At 65.4% G+C, this 20470-nt stretch carries 16 protein-coding genes; 9 read left to right on the plus strand and 7 right to left on the minus strand.

Annotated features, from left to right (window positions below; genetic code table 11):
- Nucleotides 1-2: 2 nt before the first annotated feature.
- From mtnC to FMA36_RS08630, 7 genes are all read left to right on the plus strand, one after another.
- The gene (gene mtnC / locus FMA36_RS08600; protein WP_159261994.1) at nt 3-719 is read left to right on the plus strand and encodes an acireductone synthase; all 717 of its coding nucleotides are present in this window, start codon (nt 3-5) and stop codon (nt 717-719) included.
- The gene (locus tag FMA36_RS08605; protein ID WP_159261995.1) at nt 716-1675 is read left to right on the plus strand and encodes a bifunctional riboflavin kinase/FAD synthetase; all 960 of its coding nucleotides are present in this window, start codon (nt 716-718) and stop codon (nt 1673-1675) included. Before mtnC ends, FMA36_RS08605 begins: the two co-directional genes overlap by 4 nt.
- 98 nt (nt 1676-1773) lie before the next feature.
- On the plus strand, nt 1774-4647 hold the full coding sequence (gene ileS, locus FMA36_RS08610; RefSeq protein WP_159261996.1) for an isoleucine--tRNA ligase: 2874 nt from the start codon (nt 1774-1776) through the stop codon (nt 4645-4647).
- Nucleotides 4648-4652: 5 nt separating this feature from the next.
- Nucleotides 4653-5126 carry a signal peptidase II gene (gene lspA / locus FMA36_RS08615; RefSeq protein WP_159261997.1) on the plus strand — a complete coding sequence of 158 codons (474 nt, stop codon included), beginning with the start codon at nt 4653-4655 and terminating at the stop codon, nt 5124-5126.
- Nucleotides 5127-5220: 94 nt separating this feature from the next.
- The gene (locus FMA36_RS08620) at nt 5221-5709 is read left to right on the plus strand and encodes a DUF3035 domain-containing protein (protein ID WP_159263782.1); all 489 of its coding nucleotides are present in this window, start codon (nt 5221-5223) and stop codon (nt 5707-5709) included.
- A 57-nt stretch (nt 5710-5766) separates the two neighbouring features.
- Nucleotides 5767-7632 (plus strand): DNA mismatch repair endonuclease MutL, encoded by a 1866-nt coding sequence (mutL, locus tag FMA36_RS08625; protein ID WP_159261998.1) that lies wholly within the window; start codon nt 5767-5769, stop codon nt 7630-7632.
- A 134-nt stretch (nt 7633-7766) separates the two neighbouring features.
- On the plus strand, nt 7767-9302 hold the full coding sequence (locus tag FMA36_RS08630; protein ID WP_159261999.1) for an NADH-quinone oxidoreductase subunit M: 1536 nt from the start codon (nt 7767-7769) through the stop codon (nt 9300-9302).
- Between the two features lie 95 nt (nt 9303-9397).
- On the opposite strand, the gene parE is transcribed toward FMA36_RS08630, so the two are convergent.
- Nucleotides 9398-11437, minus strand: coding sequence for a DNA topoisomerase IV subunit B (gene parE / locus FMA36_RS08635; protein ID WP_159262000.1), 2040 nt, complete (start codon nt 11435-11437; stop codon nt 9398-9400).
- A gap of 150 nt (nt 11438-11587) precedes the next feature.
- A complete protein-coding gene (locus FMA36_RS08640; RefSeq protein ID WP_159262001.1) occupies nt 11588-12124 on the minus strand; it encodes a hypothetical protein in 537 nt (178 codons plus the stop codon).
- A gap of 403 nt (nt 12125-12527) precedes the next feature.
- Here FMA36_RS08640 and FMA36_RS08645 point away from each other — a divergent pair, with 403 nt between their 5' ends.
- Nucleotides 12528-12950, plus strand: coding sequence for a hypothetical protein (locus FMA36_RS08645; RefSeq protein WP_159263784.1), 423 nt, complete (start codon nt 12528-12530; stop codon nt 12948-12950).
- A 49-nt stretch (nt 12951-12999) separates the two neighbouring features.
- On the opposite strand, the gene FMA36_RS08650 is transcribed toward FMA36_RS08645, so the two are convergent.
- Nucleotides 13000-13446, minus strand: coding sequence for an RrF2 family transcriptional regulator (locus FMA36_RS08650; protein ID WP_130730627.1), 447 nt, complete (start codon nt 13444-13446; stop codon nt 13000-13002).
- Between the two features lie 153 nt (nt 13447-13599).
- Between FMA36_RS08650 and cysK the strand changes: the two genes are divergently transcribed.
- The gene (cysK, locus tag FMA36_RS08655) at nt 13600-14589 is read left to right on the plus strand and encodes a cysteine synthase A (protein ID WP_159262002.1); all 990 of its coding nucleotides are present in this window, start codon (nt 13600-13602) and stop codon (nt 14587-14589) included.
- A gap of 117 nt (nt 14590-14706) precedes the next feature.
- Here cysK and FMA36_RS08660 read toward each other — a convergent pair whose 3' ends face one another.
- The 4 genes from FMA36_RS08660 to FMA36_RS08675 form a co-directional block, all read right to left on the minus strand.
- Nucleotides 14707-15852: an OmpA family protein gene (locus tag FMA36_RS08660; RefSeq protein ID WP_167518023.1), complete on the minus strand. Its 1146-nt coding sequence runs from the start codon at nt 15850-15852 to the stop codon at nt 14707-14709.
- A gap of 248 nt (nt 15853-16100) precedes the next feature.
- Nucleotides 16101-16439 (minus strand): DUF1491 family protein, encoded by a 339-nt coding sequence (locus tag FMA36_RS08665; protein WP_159262003.1) that lies wholly within the window; start codon nt 16437-16439, stop codon nt 16101-16103.
- A gap of 79 nt (nt 16440-16518) precedes the next feature.
- Entirely contained in the window at nt 16519-18225 is a 1707-nt protein-coding gene (locus FMA36_RS08670) for a S41 family peptidase (RefSeq protein ID WP_159262004.1), read from the minus strand.
- A complete protein-coding gene (locus FMA36_RS08675; protein ID WP_159263788.1) occupies nt 18222-20438 on the minus strand; it encodes a ribonuclease R family protein in 2217 nt (738 codons plus the stop codon). The genes FMA36_RS08670 and FMA36_RS08675 overlap by 4 nt, the downstream gene beginning before the upstream one ends.
- Nucleotides 20439-20470 lie beyond the last annotated feature (32 nt).

Genomic DNA, 20470 nt, shown 5'->3' on the forward strand with positions numbered 1-20470 from the left:
CCGTGACCCAGGCCACGCAGCCGCCAGTACGCGCGGTGCTGCTGGATATCGAGGGGACGACCATACCGGTTTCCTTCGTCCATGCGACCCTGTTCCCCTATGCCCGCAAGGCGCTGCCCGCCCTGCTGCGCACCCATGCGGATGACCCCGAAGTAAAGGCCCAGATCGCGGAAATCGCGCGTCTTGCCCCCGGCGTGCCCCCCCTGCACCAGCTGGAAGCGTGGATGGATGCGGATGCCAAGGTGGCGCCGCTCAAGGCCCTGCAGGGCATGATCTGGGCGCAGGGCTATGCCGAGGGTGTGCTCAAGGCCGGGCTCTACCCCGATGTGGTGCCCGCCCTGCGCTGCTGGGCTGCTGCAGGGCTTTCGCTTGCGGTGTATTCCTCCGGCTCGGTGGCGGCGCAGAAGCTGATCTATGGCCATACGACCGAAGGCGACCTGAGCAACGTGTTCGTGGGGTTTTACGACCTGCAGATGGGCGGCAAGCGCGATGCCGAAAGCTATCGCCGCATCCTTGATGCCGCGCGCTGGCAGGCGGGCGACGTGCTGTTCCTGTCCGATGTGGTGGCCGAGCTTGACGCGGCGGCACAGGCGGGCCTGCGCACCTGCCAGATCGTCCATGCCGAGGACGGCACGCAGCCCGGCACCACGCACCCGGTGGCAGGCTCCCTGGCCGAGGTGGCACAGCGTTTTGGCCTGCCCCACCCGGAGGTGGCATGAAGGCGCGGCTGCATACCGACTGGCGCCATACCCCCGATAGCGCGCGCGGGTGCGTGGCGGCCCTGGGTAATTTTGATGGCGTGCATCTCGGCCATGCCCATCTGGTCCATGCGCTGCATGCCGCCCGCCCCGAGTGTGAACTGGCGGTCGTGACCTTCGAGCCGCATCCGCGCGAACTCTTCCGCCCGCAGGACCCGCCCTTTCGCCTGACCCTGCCCGAGGAGCGTTTTGCAGCGCTTGCCGCCCTTGGGGTCAGGCATGTGTTCCAGATCGGGTTCGACCCCGAATTCAGCGCCATGAGCGCCGAGCATTTCGTTACCCGCGTGCTGCATGAAGGGCTTGGCCTGCGCCATGTCGCCTGCGGCATGGATTTTGCCTTTGGCCACCGCAGGCAGGGCAATGTCGATTTCCTGACCGAGCAGACCGAGGCGCTGGGCATCGGGCTGACGGTGGTGCCGCCGCTTTCCGATTCGCTTGGGCCGTATTCCTCAAGCCGCATCCGCAGGCTGTTGCAGGATGGCTACCCCGAGCGCGCGGCGGAGGAACTCGGCCGCCCGTGGTCGATTCGCGGTGTGGTGCAGCATGGCGACAAGCGTGGCCGCCTGCTTGGCTTCCCCACCGCCAACATTTCCCTTGGCCGCCACCTCGAACCCGCGCGCGGGGTCTATGCGGTGAGCGTGCGCCTGCCTGATGGCCGGGTCTGCCCCGGCGTTGCCAATATCGGCCGCAGGCCCACCATCAATGACGGGCAGGAAAGCCGGCTGGAAGTGCATCTGCTCGGCTTTGAGGGCGATCTGTATGGTCAGACCCTGTCGGTGGCACTCCATACGCTGCTGCGCGCCGAGCGCCGGTTTGACGGGCTTGATGCGCTCAAGGCGCAGATCGCGCGTGATTCCGCGCAGGCCAGCGCGTGGCTTGCCGCGCACCAGTCCGCCAGCCCGCCCGCCAAGGCTTGACCGCGCCGCGCCGCCGCACCCATAAGATTGCGCCCCCTGATGTTACGCGTCCCCTGGGGCCAGCTGAACTTTCCCCTGCCAGAAGAACAGAACAGGCCATGTCCGAGTCAAAACCACAGGATCTCTACCGGGAGACGGTCTTCCTGCCGACGACCTCCTTCCCCATGCGCGGCAACCTGCCCCGGCGGGAACCCGAGATTCTGGCGGGGTGGGAAGGCGAAAAGCTTGATGCGCGTCTGTTCGAGCAGGCGAAGGGGCGTGACGTGTTCATGCTCCATGATGGCCCGCCCTACGCCAACGGCCACCTGCATATCGGCCACGCGCTGAACAAGATCCTCAAGGACGTGATCAACCGCGCCCACCGCATGGCGGGCTACGGCATCCATTACGTGCCGGGCTGGGACTGCCATGGCCTGCCGATCGAATGGAAGATCGAGGAGGAATACCGCAAGCGCGGGCAGGACAAGGACAGCGTGCCCGTGCTGCAGTTCCGCGCCGAGTGCCGCGCCTATGCCCAGAAATGGCTGGATACGCAGGCCAGCGAGTTCCGCAGGCTGGGCGTGCAGGCGGAGTGGGCAAACCGCTACGCCACCATGGATTTCTCGTCAGAGGCGGCGATTGCGGGCGAGATTGGCAAATTCCTGCTCAACGGCCTGCTGTATCGTGGCCTGCGCCCGGTCATGTGGAGCCCGGTTGAAAAGACCGCGCTGGCCGAGGCCGAGATCGAATATCGCGACCACGAATCCACCGCCATTCACGTGGCCTTCCCCTTCGTGACCGACCCCACGCCCGCAAAGGCGCTCGAAGATGTGGCCGCCGTGATCTGGACCACTACGCCGTGGACCATCCCCGCCAACCGCGCCATCGCTTACGGTCCGGACATCACCTACGCCGTGGTGCGGGTTGATGGCGTGAGCGAGAACGCGACGCTGGAGCCCGAAGCAAAGGTGCTGGTGGCCGAGGACCTGATCGCGCCGTTCTGTGAGGCTGCCGGGGTGACGGCCCACCACGTGCTGTACACCCTGCCGGGCAGCGCGCTTGAAGGCGCGATCTGCGCCCATCCGCTGCGCGGGCAGGGCTATGATTTTGATGTGCCGCTGCTACCCGGCGAGCATGTGACGACCGAGGCGGGCACGGGCCTCGTGCACACGGCCCCCGCCCATGGCGAGGACGACTTCAACCTTGGCCGCGCCTATGGCCTCGAAATCACCGAACTGGTGATGGATGATGGTCGCTACGCCGATTATGTGCCGCTCTTTGCCGGTGGTCATGTGTTCAAGGCCGCCGAGCCGGTGTGCCAGGCCCTGCTTGAGGCCATGCAGCGTGCAGTGAGCGCGGGCACCGCGCCAAGCGGGCTGGTGGCGCGGACGACGCTGGTCCATTCCTACCCGCATTCCTGGCGCTCGCGCGCGCCGATCATCTATCGCGCCACCCCGCAATGGTTCATCCGCATGGATGGCGAAGGCCACCTGCGCGACCGCGCGCTGGCAGCCCTTGAGAAAGTGACCTTCGTGCCCGCGCAGGCGCGTAACCGGCTGACCTCCATGGTCGCGGGCCGGCCTGACTGGTGCATCAGCCGCCAGCGTGCCTGGGGCGTGCCCATTGCCGTGTTCGTGGAAAAGCGCACCGGCGAGGTACTGCGCGATAAGGATGTGATGGAGCGCATCGTCACCGCCTTCCGCGCGGAAGGGGCGGATGCGTGGTACAGTTCGCCCGCGTCGCGCTTCCTTGGCGAAGGCCGCAACCCCGATGAGTACGAGCAGGTGTTCGACATCGTGGATGTGTGGTTCGAGAGTGGCTCGACCCATGCCTTCGTGCTCGGCCATGGCGACATGCCGTTCCCCGCCGACCTGTATCTTGAAGGCTCGGACCAGCATCGCGGCTGGTTCCAGTCCTCGCTGCTTGAAAGTGTCGGCACGCGCGGCGTCGCTCCCTACAAGGCGCTGGTGACCAATGGCTTCGTGCTCGATGAGCAGGGCCGCAAGATGTCGAAGTCGCTGGGCAATGTCATTGCCCCGCAGGATGTCAATGACAGTCTTGGCGCCGATATCCTGCGCCTGTGGGTCATGAACTCGGACACCAACGAGGACCTGCGCATCGGCAAGGAAATCCTCAAGCAGCAGGGCGAGCTTTACCGCCGCCTGCGCAACACGCTGCGCTGGCTGCTCGGCGCGCTTGACGGCTTTACCGAGGCCGAGCGCGTGCCCTACGGCGAACTGCCCGAGCTTGAACGCTGGGTGCTGCACCGCATGACCGAACTCGGCGGCCTCGTGGCCCGCGCGGTGGAAACGCATGAATGGGTTGGCGTCTACCCCGCGCTGCATGGCTTCTGCGCGGCTGACCTGTCGGCCTTCTACTTCGACGTGCGCAAGGACACCATCTACTGCGATGGTCCCCACAGCCTCAAGCGCCGCGCGGCCCGCACCGTGCTTGACCACCTGCACCGCAACCTGTGCACGTGGCTGGCCCCGGTGCTGGTGTTTACGGCGGAGGAAGCCTGGCTGGCCCGCCCCGGCAATACCGAGAGCGTGCACCTGCAGGCATTCGAAGAACTGCCCATTGGGTGGAACGACCCCGAACTGGGCGAGCGCTGGGCCATGCTGCGCGCCGTGCGCCGTGTCATCACCACCGAGATCGAGACCGCGCGGCGTGACGGGCTGGTCAAGTCCTCGCTGCAGGCAGCGCTCGAACTGCCCCTGTCGGAAGCGGAAGCCGCACGGTTTGCAGGTGTGGACTGGGCGGAGCTGAGCATTGTCTCGCAGGCCGATGTAACGGTGGTGGCGGGCAGCGGCTCGATCTATCTGGGCGAGGACGAGGCGCAGGAGGGCACGCCGCACGGCATTCCCACCATCAGCGTGGCGACCGGTCATAAATGCGCGCGCTGCTGGAAGGTGCTGGAAGAGGTGGGGCAGGACGCCACCCACCCCGAGCTGTGCCTGCGCTGTGTCGATGTGGTGCAGGGCAAGGCATAGGCACGATGAACAACCGCGTTCTGGGCGCCGTCTGCCTTCTGGGCGCGCTGGTGGCCGACCAGGCCAGCAAATACTGGATACTCGATATCTATGACCTGCCGGCACGTGAAAGCGTGCCGGTGCTGCCGGGCCTGAATCTGACCATGGTCTGGAACCACGCCATCACCTTCGGCATGCTGGGCGGCGCGGGGGCTGCGGGCCGCATCATCTTCTCGGTCGCGGCACTGCTGATCGTGGCGGGGCTGGGTGTATGGATGGCGCGCACCCGGCGGCAATGGGTGGCGGTGGCGCTGGGCATGATCATGGGTGGGGCGATTGGCAACGTGATCGACCGGCTGCGTTTTGGCGCGGTGGTCGATTTCATCCATGCCCATGCCTATGGCTGGTCATGGCCGGTGTTCAACATCGCCGATGCGCTGATAGATTGTGGCGTTGCGATCCTGATCATCGACAACCTGCGTGATCGCGATGCAAACTAGGGGAGGCGGAGCGTGCATATGCTTGCCGAACCGTTCCACTAACGGTAATAGGCGAGATATGGCGATTTCAGCTCTCAGACCCCTTTCCTGTGCATTGCTTGTCTCGAGCGGTTTCATGCTCTCGGGGTGCACGGGTGCCGATGTTTCGCGCGCTTTCGGGCTCGAGCGCAGCCTGCCGGATGAATACACCGTCACCACCCGCGCGCCGCTGTCCATGCCGCCTTCGGATGAACTCGGCGCACCCAACAGCAACGCGGTCCAGCGCGCGCAGGATACCAACCCGCGCATGCAGGCGCTTGAAACCCTCTCGCCCAACGTGGCGCTGCAGGGTGCTGATGGCACGGGCAGCGTGGGGCAGACCGCCCTTGTTGGTGAAGCGCAGGAAGCCGCGAACGAGCCAGACAAGGGCGAGATGGGCCGGGCTGATACCAGTTTTGTGGACAAGCTGATGTTCTGGCATGGCGGCGGGGCGGGGAGCCTGGTCAATGGCAAGGCAGAAAATGCCCGCCTGCGTGAGGATTCGGCCCTTGGCCGCAACCTGACCCAGGGGGCGACCCCTACCGTAAGCGGCCCGACCAAATAAGAGGCTGGCCTTGCATGGGCAGCATCATGCTGCTCCACCAACTGCCGGTTTATCTGCATGAACACGTCTTCCACGCCTGAACTGCCGGTCATCCGTCGCCTGTCGGAGCAGGTGGTCAATCGCATTGCCGCAGGCGAGGTGATCGAGCGCCCGGCAGCCGCACTCAAGGAACTGGTGGAAAACGCGCTGGATTCGGGCGCACGGCGCATTGGTATCCGCCTCGACCGGGGGGGGATCGACCGCATCGAGGTGACCGATGACGGCTGCGGCATGTCGCCCGATGACCTGTGCCTTGCCGTGGAGCGGCACTGCACCTCCAAACTGCGTGACGAGACGCTGGTGCGTATCTCCACCCTTGGCTTCAGGGGTGAGGCGCTGCCCTCCATCGGGGCTGCGGCGCGGCTTACGGTCATGTCGCGTCGGCATGGGGCGGATTCGGCGTGGTCCATCCGCGTGGAAGGGGGGGCTGTCAGCCAGCCCGAACCCTGCGCCGGGCCTGCGGGCACCCGCGTGCTGGTGGAGGACCTGTTCTTTGCCACCCCCGCGCGGCGTAAATTCCTCAAAAGCCCGCGTGTCGAATCCAGTCATGCCGAGAACGTGGTGCGCAGGCTCGCACTCTCCGCCCCGCATGTGGCGTTCAGGCTGGAATTTGACCAGCGCGTGGTCCTTGACCTGCCCGCGCAGGATCGCGCCGCCCGCGTTGCGGCCATTCTTGAGGCCGGTCAGGCTGATGGCCTGCTGGCGGTTGAAGGCCAGCGTGGTGACCTGAAACTGAGCGGCTATATCTGCGCGCCATCGGTGCACCGGGCTACGGCAAACGGACAGATGCTGCTCGTCAACGGCCGGCCGGTGGTCGATCCCGTGCTGCGCACAGCGGTGCGGGTGGCCTATCGTAACGTAATGGAGCACGGGCGGCATGCGGTGGTTGCCCTGTCGCTGGAAATTCCGCCCGAGCAGGTGGATGTGAACGTACATCCCGCCAAGACCGAACTGCGCTATGCCGACTCGGCTGCGGTGCGCGCACTGGTCATTGGCGCGCTGGGCCGCGCCCTTGGCACCGGTGCGGGTGTGGCAGGCGTGCGGCCCGACCTGCTTCAGTCGCGCGGTCCATCATCGGCGCGGATCTGGTACCCGCCCGAGCGCGGGAATGACGCGGCGGACCTGTCCACCCGCATGGCGGCCCCGCAGGCGTCCGCTCCGCAGGCCGATCCGGGTCTGCCGCCTGGCTTTGCCGAGTCGTCGCTGCCGCTCGCAGCCCTGCCTGCGGCCCGCAAGGCGGTGCCTGAAGCCGTGCTTGAGCATGCGGACACCACGGCGGCCATGGCCCACCCGCTGGGGGCTGCGGTGGCGCAGGTGCTGGGCACCTATATCCTGTCACAAACGGCGGATGGCGCGCTTGTGCTGGTGGACCAGCACGCCGCCCATGAGCGCCTGACGCATGAAATCCTGCGCGCGCAGTATCTTGGTGGCGAGATCCGCGCCCAGCGACTCCTGCTGCCCGAGGTGGTGGACCTGCAAGCCCGGCAGGTGGCGGTGCTGCTGCCCTTTGCACCCGCGCTGGCCCGGCTGGGCATCGAGATCGAACCCTTTGGCGGCACGGCGGTGCTCGTGCGCGCCCTGCCTGCGCTGCTGGGCAAGGAAAATCCGGCGGCCATGCTGCGCGATCTGGCCGAGGAACTGGAGGCGGACGAGCTTTCTGACCCCACCCAGGCCGATGCGCTGGACAGCCGTATGGATGCGATCATTGCCCGCATGGCCTGCCACGGCAGCGTGCGGGCGGGCCGCAGGCTCACACACGAGGAAATGAACGCCCTGCTGCGCGACATGGAACGCACGCCGCGCGCGGGCACCTGCTCGCATGGCCGCCCCACCTGGCTGAAGCTGGAAAAGGCCGATCTGGAGCGGATGTTCGGCCGCCGCTAGGCCCGGCAGCAGGGTTGCCGGGGTGTAGGGCAGGGGCGCCATGGCATGCGTCATGCCGGGGTTGCTCTGCATAATGTGAGCGGGGTGTGGCTGGATTCTGAGCCGCCAACGCTCCTAGGGTCAGCGCATCATTCATGGATGATGTGAGACCGAATGTGCATCCGATCCTGCTCTCCCTAGTTACGTATCTGCCCCTTGTCGGGGCTGCGGCCATCCTGCTCACGCGCGGCACGGCCCAGAACATCGAGACCGCCGCACGCTGGGTGGCGTTGTGGACCAGCGGCATCGTGTTCGTGCTGGCCGTGATCATGTGGGTGCAGTTCAACCCTGCAAGGCCCGGCATCCAGTTCGAGCAGCAGGTCGGGTGGGCCAGTGGCGCGGGCATCTCCTACCATGTGGGGGTTGATGGCATCAGCCTCATGTTCGTGCTGCTTTCCGCCTTCCTCACGCCGCTGGCCATCATTGGCGGGTGGCGGCAGGTCACGGGCCGGGTGCGCGACTACATGGTCGCCATGCTGGTGCTGGAAACGACGCTGATCGGCCTGTTCTCGGCGCTGGATCTGGTGCTGTTCTATGTGTTCTATGAAGCAACGCTGCTGCCCGCCAGCCTGATGATTGGCGTATGGGGCGGCCCGCGCCGGGTCTGGGCCTCGCTGCAGTTCTTCCTGTTCACCTTTGGCGGGTCGCTGTTCATGCTGCTCGCCCTGCTGGCCATGTGGAACGCCACCGGCACCACCGACATAGTGGCCCTGCAGCATCATGGCTTTGGCCATGGCATGCAGTGCTGGCTGCTGGCGGGCTTCATCATTGCCTTTGGCGTCAAGCTGCCGCTGTTTCCGCTGCATGCGTGGCTGCCCGATGCCTACACGGAGGCCCCAACCCCGGCCTCGGTCATGCTCTCTGGCGTGCTGTCAAAGGCGGGGGCATACGGCCTGCTGCGTTTCGGTGTGATGATGTTCCCCGATGCGGCGCGGCTGTTCGCCCCCGTGGTGCTGACGCTGGGCGTGATTGCGGTGATCTACGCCGCCATCATCGCACTGGCGCAGACCGACATGAAGCGCGTGATCGCCTATTCCTCGTTCTCGCATATGGGGGTGATTGCCATCGGGCTGTTTACGCTGACACCCGAGGGGATTGATGGCGCGATTTTCCAGATGCTGTCGCATGGCATCGTGATTGCGGCGCTGTTCTTCTGTGTCTCCGCCGTGTCGTGGCGGGCGGAAACGCGCGAGATCAGCGCATTCTCCGGCGTGGCGCACAAGATGCCGGTGCTCGCTACGCTCGCCATGCTGTTCGTCATGGCCAATATCGGCCTGCCGGGCACGGGTGCCTTCGTGGGTGAGTTTCTGGTCATGGTGGGCGCGCTGCATGTCTCGTTCTGGCTGGCCTTCCTCGGCGGCACGAGCATGATCCTGGGGGCGGTCTATATGCTGGTGCTTTACCGCCGCGTGCTGTTTGGCGCGGACAGGGGCGGCATCGTAGCCCTGCTGCGTGACCTGACCGGGCAGGAACTTGCCGTGCTGGTGCCCTTGGCCATCGTCACGGTGTGGATGGGGGTGCACCCCAACTCGTTCCTGCGCGTGTTTGACCCGGCCGTGACCTACCTGCTGCACCCGCTGGCCACCGTGGCCGCAGTCGAGCCCACGCAGATCACGCATGTGGCAGGATAGGGAATGATAAAAGTTTTTGGGTGCCGCCTTTTTTTAAAAAGGCGGCGTTCTTTTGAAGCTTTTTGAAACCCGGCCCATCCTGGAGGCCGGGTTTTTTATACGTCGAGGTTATCGACCTGATTGGCGTGTTCCTGAATGAAGCGGAAGCGCAGTTCCGCCTTGCGGCCCATCAGGTGCTCCACGCGCTCGAGCGTAAACGCCCGGTCCTCGGGTGGGGTGATGACCTTGAGCAGCGTGCGGTGCTTGGGGTCCATGGTGGTCTGCTTGAGGTCGGCAGGCGGCATTTCACCTAAGCCCTTGAAGCGCGAGACCTCGACCTTGCTGTTGGGCTTGAACACCTTCTTCAGCTTGCGCTCGCGGTCAGCGTCATCCATGGCGTAAACGCTCTTGCTGCCCTGTGTCAGGCGATAGAGCGGCGGCTGGGCCAGGTACAGATGCCCGCCCCGGATCAGGCCGGGCAGTTCGCGGTAGAAGAATGTCATGAGGAGGGAGGCGATATGCGCGCCATCCACATCGGCATCGGTCATGATGATGATGCGGCCATAGCGCAGCTTGCTGGCATCAAAGCGCTCGCCCGTGCCGCAGCCCAATGCCTCGACAAGGTCGCGCAGTTCCTGGTTGCCGCGCAGTTTTTCATTCGAGGCGCTGGCTACGTTCAGGATCTTGCCGCGTAGTGGCAGCACGGCCTGTGTTTCACGGTTGCGGGCCTGCTTGGCCGATCCACCCGCCGAATCGCCCTCGACCAGAAAGATTTCGGTCTCGGCTGCGTTCTCGCGGGTGCAGTCGGTCAGCTTGCCAGGCAGGCGCAGGCGGCGGGTGGCACTTTTGCGCGGTGTATCCTTCTGCTCCTTGCGGCGCAGGCGTTCTTCGGCGCGTTCCACCACAAAGGCCAGCAGGTTATCGGCCTGTGGCGGGTTGCCCGCCAGCCAGTGGTCGAAGCGGTCACGCAGCGCGGTCTCGACAAGCTTGCTGGCCTCGCCGCTGGTCAGCTTCTCCTTGGTCTGGCCCTGAAACTGCGGGTCGCGGATGAATACCGACAGCTTGGCGGCAATGCAGCCCATGATGTCATCGGCGGTGATGTTGGCCGCACGCTTGTTGGCACGCTGCTCGCCCCAGTTGCGCAGGCCCTTGACCAGCGCGTTGCGGAACCCGGTCTCGTGTGTGCCGCCATTGGGGGTGGGAATGGTGTTGCAATACGACGCCAGCGCCGAGGTGCCCTGCTCAAGGAAGGCGATGGCCCATTCCATGCGCCCCGTATCCGCGCCATCGGGGCCGGTGGGCAGGTCGGCGTCACCGGCCCATAGATCGGTCAGCAGGGCGGCTTTTTCGCCCAGTTCATCGCGCAGGCTGTCAGCCAGACCGCCGGGGAAGTGCAGCACCGCCTCGGCAGGGATGTCATGGTCCTTGATCAGTGCCGGGTCGCACGACCAGCGGATGGTGACGCCACGGAACAGGAACGCCTTGGAGCGGCACAGCCGGTACAGCCGCGCGGGCGAAAAATGCAGGCGCCCGAAAATCTCGGGGTCGGGCGTGAAACGGATCTGGGTGCCGCGCCGGTTATTGACCGGGCCAATTTTTTCCACGCCCGCCAGCGGGCGACCACGCTCATAGACCTGCCGCCACAGGGCGCGGTCGCGCGCGATTTCCACTTCCATGCGCGATGCCAGCGCGTTGACGACCGACGAGCCAACCCCGTGCAGCCCGCCCGAAGTGGCATAAGCCTTGCCCGAGAACTTGCCACCCGCATGCAGCGTGGTCAGGATCACTTCAAGCGCCGAGCGATCGGGAAAGCGCGGATGCGCATCGACCGGAATGCCGCGCCCGTTATCACGGATGGTCAGGTAGTCACCGGCCTCGAGTGTGACATCGATGGTGGTGGCGTGACCGGCTACGGCCTCATCCATCGCGTTATCGAGAATTTCGGAGGCGAGGTGATGATACGCCGTCTCGTCCGTGCCGCCGATATACATGCCCGGCCGCCGCCGCACGGGTTCGAGTCCTTCGAGCACCTCGATGGCGCTGGCGTCATAGGAATCGGGACCGTTTTTTGCGGGGTCTGGCATGGCGGCGGGGGTAACCTTGTGTGGAGTGGGCCGGGCAGGCGGCGCAGGCGTGGAAAAAAGATCGTCGTTCATGAAGCGTTCTTTGTTCTGTCAGGTCACGTCCTGTCAAGCTGCGCGGCCTGTCTCCTTGCGCCGACTATGCCCGCACTTGCGGGCATGAAAAAGGCCGGACAAAGCCCGGCCCCGATTTTTCTTTACTCTTTGCGCGCAGGCTGGCGCGGATCAGCTGCGCACCGTGCGGCGCGCGGGCGTGCGCGGGCGGGCAGGAGCTGCGGCCGGGCGGTTGGGGGCCGTGCAGGTCAGGTATGAGGCAGGCTGGATGATGTCCTTGGCCTGGGCGTAGTTTGACAGGTCAGCCGTGCTTTCAAGCTCCTGCACTTCATCGAACATGGAAACATGCTGCTGGCAGAACGCCGTGCCCGCCTGCAGGCCGCGCTCGGACTGCACGTTGGCGAGCTGCGTGATGTAGTCATCATGCTGGCGCTGGGCGTTGCGGCCATAGGTGGTGGAAAAATACCCGTTGAGCACATGCTCCTCGGCCGCGAGCTTGCTGCGGAATTTGCCGACAAAGTTGTTGTACTTGTCCTGCGCGCCACAGGACAGCGCGGTGACCATGAGCTGGCTCTTCAGGCCCTGCACGTCAAACGCCTCATGCGCGGGCGAGGGGGAGCACGGACCGGCAGCCAGTGCCTGCCCGCCATTAACCAGCCCCACAAGGGCAAGAGCTGCAGCGCCAGCGCGCCAGATCGACATGGACATCAGGACGGGTTCTCCAGAGATAGTGGGGCGGTTGCCAATGGGGGTAATGCACGGACCCCGCATATTCCGGCACGATGAAATCCGGATCAGGTCTATAGCGCAAACATGCTGCGGCCAAAAGGGCGCGCGGCAGACCCGCGTTCAAAAAGATGCGTTATGAATGCACGATGGGATGACAGCGCCCCGTGGGCCGGGTATGCCACACGGGCAGGGCGTGCATGCCTGTGCAAAAGCAACAGGTGGGGCTTTTCCGCCTTGGTGCGTTGTTCTACAGCGTATGCCACGGTGGTTGGCCGGTGCGCCAATCCTGACCGTTACGGGGCGGCGCAGGCGCAATGGTCCTTAACGGGTGATGTATCAAACACAGCGGAGCTGACGAGTGCGACTGCGACTGTCTGCAATCATGATGACGACGGGCATTCTGCTCGCCGGATGTGACAACAAACCGGCGGTGAACCTTGGTGGCATCACCGGAACCCCCAATCCCTATAACTACATGAAGGCCTCCGGCCAGTGCCAGGTGGGCAGCCTTGCCGATGCGGGCAAGAACACGAAATCCACTACCATGCAGGTGCGTAGCGATGATGGTTACTGCGCCATCGAGACGCGGGCCTCGGCAGGGCATCCCTATGCCTCGTTTGGCGTCTCTCCGGCGCCCGATCACGGCAAGGTGTTCATCTATAATTATAATGATCACACTTATGTGACGTACACGGCCAACACCGCCTATTCCGGCCCGGACAAGTTCCGTGTCGTGCTGATTCCCGGTGGGGACAAGCCGCGTGAATATATGGACGTGACCACCACCGTTACCGCCGCGAAGTAACCCGGCGGCTTACCGGCCCTGCTCCGGCAGGGCTGGCAGGCGGGTCAGATCAGATCGAAAACGTGATCGGCTCGGGCAGCGGGCGGCGCATGCCCGCATGCTCGGCCCGGCGCACGAGGTCATCAAGGCTGATCTTGCGGCACTGTTCATCGATCATCGTATCGAATTCCTGCCAGCACGGCTCGACAACCTTCTGGAACAGCCCGCCAATGGGGCCGTCATCCGTATTGTCCTCTGCCGTGATGACCGCAAGAATATCCGCCAGCAGGATGTCACGCCGCGGCCGGCCCAGGCGGTAGCCGCCACGGGGGCCGCGCACGCTTTCCAGCAGGCCCGAGCGTGACAGGGTCTGGAGCAGCGGCTCGATCCCGCGCCGGGCCAGGCCCGCGCGCTCGGCGATGTCGGCCGCGCTGATGGTGCCGTTCCGCCCCGCGTGAAAGGCCACGTCAAGCATGATCAGTATGGCGATCATGGTCCTGTCACGCCGCAGCAGCATATCGTTCAGCCTCGCCTTGCCTGGATGAAAAAACCGGTTTCCCCTATTTACCAGTAATTTGCTGATTGTTCCACGCTTCTGTTCAGGAGGATGGTGGATTATGTCAGACTGCACGCGTGAATAGGCCATTGCCGCACCAAGGAGTGATACCGGATGACGAAAACCACCCCGCCCGATCGCACGTACGGTTTTGCCGCCCCGCGCGGGCGGATATACGACTCCATTGTCGAGACCGTGGGGGGTACGCCGCTCGTGGCGCTGCCGCATCTGACCCGCGAGGATGGTCTGGCCGCCCGCGTGCTGATGAAGCTGGAGTTCTTCAATCCGCTCGCCTCGGTGAAGGATCGCATCGGTGCTGCCATGATCGAGGATGCCGAGGCACGCGGCGAGATCCATCCTGGCAAGACCACGCTGGTGGAACCGACTTCGGGCAATACCGGCATTTCGCTGGCTTTTGTGGCGGCCGCACGGGGCTACAGGCTGATCGTGACCATGCCGGAGGGGGCCTCGATCGAGCGGCGCAAGATGCTGCGCCTGCTTGATGCCCAGCTTGAACTTACCCCCTCGCGCCTGGGCATGGCGGGCGCCATCGCGCGGGCTGAGGAAATCCTGCAAAAAACCCCCAATGCGTGGATGCCGCGCCAGTTCGACAACCCCGCCAACCCCGAAGTTCATGCCGCCACCACGGCGGAGGAAATCTGGGTTGATACGGCAGGCACGGTTGACATTGTGGTGGCGGGCTTAGGCACGGGCGGCACGGCAAGCGGCATTGCCCACGGGCTCAGGTCCCGCAAGTCCGGCATCGAGGTCTATGGCGTGGAGCCGATGGAAAGCGCCATTCTCAATGGTGATGAGCCGGGGCCGCATGGCATTCAGGGAATCGGGCCGGGCTTCTGCCCCCGCACGCTCGACCTTGCGGCGCTGGCGGGCGTGCTGCCGGTATCGGAGCGCGAGGCCATCGCCGCCGCCCGCCGCTGCGCGCGGCTGGACGGGGTGCCGGTGGGCATCTCATCGGGTGCGGCCCTGCATGCGGCCATACAGCTTGCGGGGCGGCCCGAGAACGCAGGGAAGACCATCGTCACCATCGCGCCTTCCTTTGCCGAGCGCTACCTGTCTACCTCCCTGTTTACCGGGCTGGTCTAGACCTTCAGAATGCCGCCTTTCTGAAAGAAGGCGGCATCCCGGCAGCACCATATGGAAAAAGCGGCTCCCTTGCGGTGCCGCTTTTTTCTTTTCCATGTCCAGATGTGGAACGGGCAATCAGTGCAGGATGATCTCCACCCGGCGGTTCTGGGCCTCGCGCGTGTTGGCAGCGGTCTGAACCAGCGGGTTGCCATCGCCATAGCCATGAATATCGATGGCGGGGCCGGGCACACCGTCACGCACCAGTTCGGCCTTGATGACCTGCGCGCGCTTGAGCGAGAGGGCCTGATTATACTTTTCGCCCTGCGGGCCGGGATGGGCCGCCGAGTTGTCGGTATAGCCATTGACCTCGATGCGCGTGGTCTGCGTGTTGGTCGAGGCCTGCGCCGCGACGGCCACGATGGAGCGGGCGCGGTCGGTCAGGTCGCTGCGGTCCCAGTCAAAGAACACGAGGTAGGTGCGGTTCTCGGCCGGGGCAGGCACGGCGTTGGTCGAAGGCGGCGGCGGTGGCGGCGGGGCCGGATTGAACTCGTAGCGCAGGCCGAGCATCAGCGAATGGTTGAAGTCGGTGCGGCTGTCACGGTTGCCGTTGCGAAAGCCGTAATCATTGTTCATGGCCGTAAGCGCGGTCTCGCTGCCCGTCACCACGGAATGGTGCGACTGCGGGCCGAGCATGGTCCAGAACCGGTATTCCGCCGTAGCTGAAAGCCCCACGACCCACGGCATGGGGAAGGAGAGGCCGAAGATGCCCTGATAGGCGAAGTTGCCGTAGCTGCCGCTCACGTGCTGGCTGTAGTTCGCCCCATTCACGTTGCCCGTGATGGTGGTGTTCATGTTCTGCCAGCCATAGCCGATACCCGCGCCAAAATACGGGAACAGCCAGCTTTTGCCGATATCAAGGTCGAACAGCGCATTGGCCATCAGCCCCGATTCCTGCTGTCTGCCATCGGCGCGGGCGTGATAGGCGGCATTGCCGCCCACGGTTTTCAGGTCGTTGTTGCGATAATGGCCCTCAAGCTCCACGCGGAAGCCATTGCCAAGCCCCCAGCCAATCGCGCCGAGGCCAATGGCGCCGGTGCGAAACTGATCACGTGCCGAAGAATTCCGTATGACCTGGCCCTGGTTGAAGGTCGCGCCACCTTCACCGCTCATATACAGGCCCTGGACAGGCTGGGCGAATACAGGAGCGGAGACCAGCACGGAGCCCAGGGTAACCGAGGCAGCCAATAAAGACCCTGCAAGCAATCCGTACCGCAGATTCATACTCTTTTTCTCCCTTCGACGGGCCTCTTCCGGCATATAGGCCCGGTCGGGTGCACGTGCCATATTCCCTGGACTGATCAGCATCCGCATTCTTTTGCTGAAAGAAACCGGCCCTGACAATCCATTGCCACCACCTTAACCCGCCGCCCGGGTATGTGTGGCCCACTGGCATGGCTGACTGTGTGCCAGATGCCACACCTGCTGGCCGGATCGGTTTCCCTGCTTTCAAACCCGTGGAATCACGTCTTTCATATCAATCTTGCTTCAAACGGCGGCGCCAGATCAGGGGCATCGAATTCAACAACCCACAAGTCGGGGTCGCGTTCCATCTGCCGTGTGACATAGGCGTCAACACCGGCCTGATCAACATCCGTCTCCCCTGTAGCGCGGAACCATGCCCGGCGTCCATCGGGGGTACGGGTCTGGGCCAGCACGCACATCCGCCCCCCACGCCCCAGAAGCACGGCCAGCACGCCGCCTGCGTCATCATCGCCATGGTGCAGCACCATGCCCGGATTTCCCTTCTGTCCAGCCTGGCGCAGCATTGCCCGGACCCACAGGCCGGTTTTCAGGCGGGGTTCATCCATGGGGTCTGATTTCTCCGGTAATGCATAAAAACAGAGGGTGGCATGCAGGAATAGCACAGTTTGCACCCGCGCGGGCGCCTCATCCCCCGTTCGGGGTGGCGGCATCTTCTTCCGGTATGGCCGACAGGGCGGCGCGGTATTCCTCGGGGTTGTCGAGCAGGGAGTGGGCGGCATCGAGGTCGCTATCGGTGCCGATGGCAGCCGGGCAGGCCTTGCGGATGGCCAGAATGCGCGACAGGTCGGCAGGCGAGCGCACCTGGCGTGCCGCCACCACCCACTGCGCGCTGTCGGCCGTGCCTTCAGCCAGGTTCTGCAACTGGCGTTCGAGTTCGCTTTCGCCCCGGCTGGTGCAGACCTGCGGCATGACGCCAAGCCCCTGCAGCGGCCAGCCCAGGGGCGCGAGCACGCGACTCCATGTTACGAACAGCTCGGCCCCGTTGGGCATCTGGCCAATGGTCTGCACCAGCCCCTTGCCCAGTGTGGCGCTGCCAATCACCACGCCGCGTTTCTGGTCGGACAGGACGGCGGCGAGAATTTCGGCGGCACTCGCAGTCCGGCCATCGACCAGCACGATAATGGGCAGGCCATTGGTCATGTCGCCGCCCTGCACGGCCCAGACATGGTTGGCCTGCGGGTCGCGCCCCTGCGTAATGGCGGCCACCCCGTGGTCGAGCATGAGGGCAGACGTGGTCACGGCCTGTTGCAGCACGCCGCCCCGGTTGCCGCGCAGGTCGAGGATCAGGCCCGAAATGCCGGGCACGTTCATGGCCTCGTCGAGATACTGGCTCATTTCCTCCGCCGTGTTGGCGGAGAAGGCGGTGATGTGCAGCACCACATGCTTGCCGCTGGTATAGGCGAACACCGTCTCGGGCGGGGTGGAGGCGCGATGCAGGGTGACAGTGGTCTGCCGCCCTTTCGCTTCCACCGTGATGCGCACAAGGCTGCCACCGGGGCCATTGAGCCACGAGGTTACGGTATCGACTGTGTGGGACTCGGTGGAGCGACCATTGACCGCGCGCACGATCTGCCCCGCCGCCAGGCTGGTGGGCCAGGCCGGGCCGTTGGCATTGACCGCCGTGATCCGGATGGCGTGATGGTCCATCCCCAGCGTCAGCCCGGCCGTGGCCTCGCCGCCCGTGCGGGTGCTGCGGTCCGATACGGCCGCGCCGGGCGGGATGTAGCGCGAATAGGGATCGAGATGATTGAACAGCTCATCGAAGAAGCCCTGCAGCACCCCGTCCTGCCCGGTGTTGCGCATGGCGGGCGAGTGCTGCCACGCCACATCGAGAATGCGGGTGATGGCCGCACTCCATCCCGCCACGTCATCGGGTGCGGGCACAGGCAGGGCGAGCACGGTTTTCTGGGTGGCGGCAAGTTGCAGGAAGCCGTGCTGCTCATCAATGCTGAGCGAGGGATCGAGCGCGCTCAGTCCGTTCAGGCCCCACAGGGCAAAATCGTGAATTGCATGGTTTTCCAGCGTGCGGGGCTGCAGAAAGGACAGACTCGCCTGCATGACCGATGACAGCACGGCAAGGTCCATGCCGGGCATATCCGGGTTTTCCATGCTGTCTTCATGCAGCGGCGGCTGGGGCGTGGGCGCGCGCGGGGTGGCGGGCGTGTCATCGGCGCAGGCGGCGGTGGTCAGCCTGACGATGATGAGCAGCAGGATGAACGTATCACGCGGGAGGTGGCCCAGCGTGAACATGCGCCGCCGCCACGCACCCGCCCCCTCGCCGCCCAGCCTTATGGGCCGGACGATGATGACGGGAAACAGGGCGCGTTTCACGGCCTGCGTTTCCGCAGGCGGGGTGCCACGTCGGGCAGGGCCAGAAGGACGGTGCCCCGGATGGCGCATGCTTCTTCTATCCGTACGCGCAGAGCCTGACCGGGGCGGAATGCCATGGTCGTGTCGCGTGCGTGCAATGTCTGCGTTTTTTCATCGTGATGCCATTGATCTTCCGGCAGGGCAGACATGGGCAGCAGGGCGGAGGTTCCTGTTGCATCCAGCACGATAAAAATACCGAATCGGGACAGGCTGGAAATATGCCCGTCCATCTCGGTGCCGATGCGCGCCTCAAGCCAGGTCGCGGCATACCGCTCCAGCGTCTCGCGCTCGGCCTGTGCCGCGCGGCGCTCGGTGCGGGTGATGGCCTCGCCCACTTCTTCCAGCGCCTCATGGCCGGGTGCGGGGCCAGGTTCGAGTCCGGTGGCGACGAGCAGGGCGCGGTGGGTCAGCAGGTCGGCATAACGGCGGATGGGGCTGGTGAAATGCGCGTAGGCCGCAAGCGAGAGGCCAAAATGACCGATCGGCTCGGGGCTGTATTCCGCCTGGTTCTGCGCGCGCAGGATCAGTTCATTGACCAGCCCGGCCTGATCGGTGTCGCGCACCCTGTCCAGCACGCGGTCAAGGTCGGCGGCGCGCAGGCTGCCCACGGGCGGCAGTTTCAGGCCCATCAGGTCGAGCGTGCGGCGCAGGCTTTCCAGCCGCTCGGGCGTAGGCGGCGCGTGGATGCGGTACAGGCATGCAATATGCCGTGCCTCAAGGCAGCGGGCGGCAGCGACATTGGCCGCGATCATGAATTCCTCGACCAGCCTGTGGCTGTCGAGGCGGATTCGCGGCGCAATGGCCGTGATCTCGCCGCCATCCCCCAGCCGGACCAGCCGCTCGGGCAGGTCGAGGTCCAGCGTGCCGCGTGCGCGCCGGGCTTTGGTGAGGCACGTCCACGCGCCAAACAGGCTGTCGAGCAGACCCGGTGGCAGGGCCTGCATGGTGGTGTCGGGTGCGCCGTCGCGCGCGGCCTGCACCTGCTCATAGGTCAGGCGGGCGGCGCTGCGCATGATGCCGCGCCCGAAGCGGGCGTTGCTGACCGCGCCATCGGGCGCGACCGTCATGGTCACGAACAGGCAGCCCCGGTCCTCGTTCGGGCGGAGCGAGCACCAGCCGTTCGAGAGATCCTCGGGCAGCATCGGGATTACCCGGTCGGGGAAGTAGACCGAATTGCCGCGTAGTCGGGCCTCGCGGTCGAGCGCGCTGTCAGGGCGCACGTACCAGGCCACATCGGCAATGGCGATGGTGATGCGAAAGCCCTCGCCATCGGGTTCGGCATAGATGGCATCATCAAAATCGCGTGCATCCGCGCCATCGATCGTGACCAGCGGCATTTCGCGCAGGTCGGTGCGGCCTGCGGGGGCGACGCCACGGGCGGCTTTGGCCTGGGCCAGCGCCTCGGTGGGGAAGACGTGGGGAATGCCCAGCATGGCGACTGCCACCATGCTGATGGTCCGTGCATCGCCCTGCGGGCCAAGGCGCGCGATGATGCGCGCGGGGTGCAGCCCCGGCCCGGACTGGGGCAGGGGCGTGGCAATGACAATCTCGTTATCTGGCGCGTTGTCATCCTCGCCTGCGGGAATGACCCACTCGGCCTTGGCGCGGCGGTCGGCGGGCGTGAGGCGGCCCGCGGGGCGGAAGCGGGCAGGGGTGCTGGCTGCCGGGTCATCAGGCGGCAGGGTGCGGAACAGGCCCACGATCTGGGTAGGCGCATCGCTCAGGCGGCGTAGCGTGCGGCCTTCATATCTGCCGGGGCCGACCCGGCGCAGGCGGGCCACCACGCGCTCGCCGGGGGCAAGGGCTGCGCGGCCGCGCAGTTCGGGGTGCATGAACACGGTGGGGGCGGGGCCTTCGCCATCCCACTGCACGGGCCGGGCAATAGGGTCGCCATCGGCATCGGTGCCGGTCACCTGCACCACCATGGATTCGGGCAGCCGGTCTGATACGCGAAAGCGCCGTGCGCCTGCGGGGGCGAGCGTGCCATCAAGCGCCATGTCGCGCAGCATCTGGCGCAGGGGCGCCTTGTGCTCCGGCCCAAGACCGAATTCGCGGCTGATCTCGCGCTTGCCGATGCGCCCTGTCGCCCCTTCGATAAACGCGCGGAGCTGCTCACGGTCGGGCAGGCCACCCGTACGGGCTGGCGGCGTGCCCGTGGGCAGGCGGTCCGGCATCTCGGGAGTTGCTGGACGCTGCCGCTTCATGA

This window comes from Komagataeibacter xylinus (assembly GCF_009834365.1).
Classification (GTDB): domain Bacteria; phylum Pseudomonadota; class Alphaproteobacteria; order Acetobacterales; family Acetobacteraceae; genus Komagataeibacter; species Komagataeibacter xylinus_D.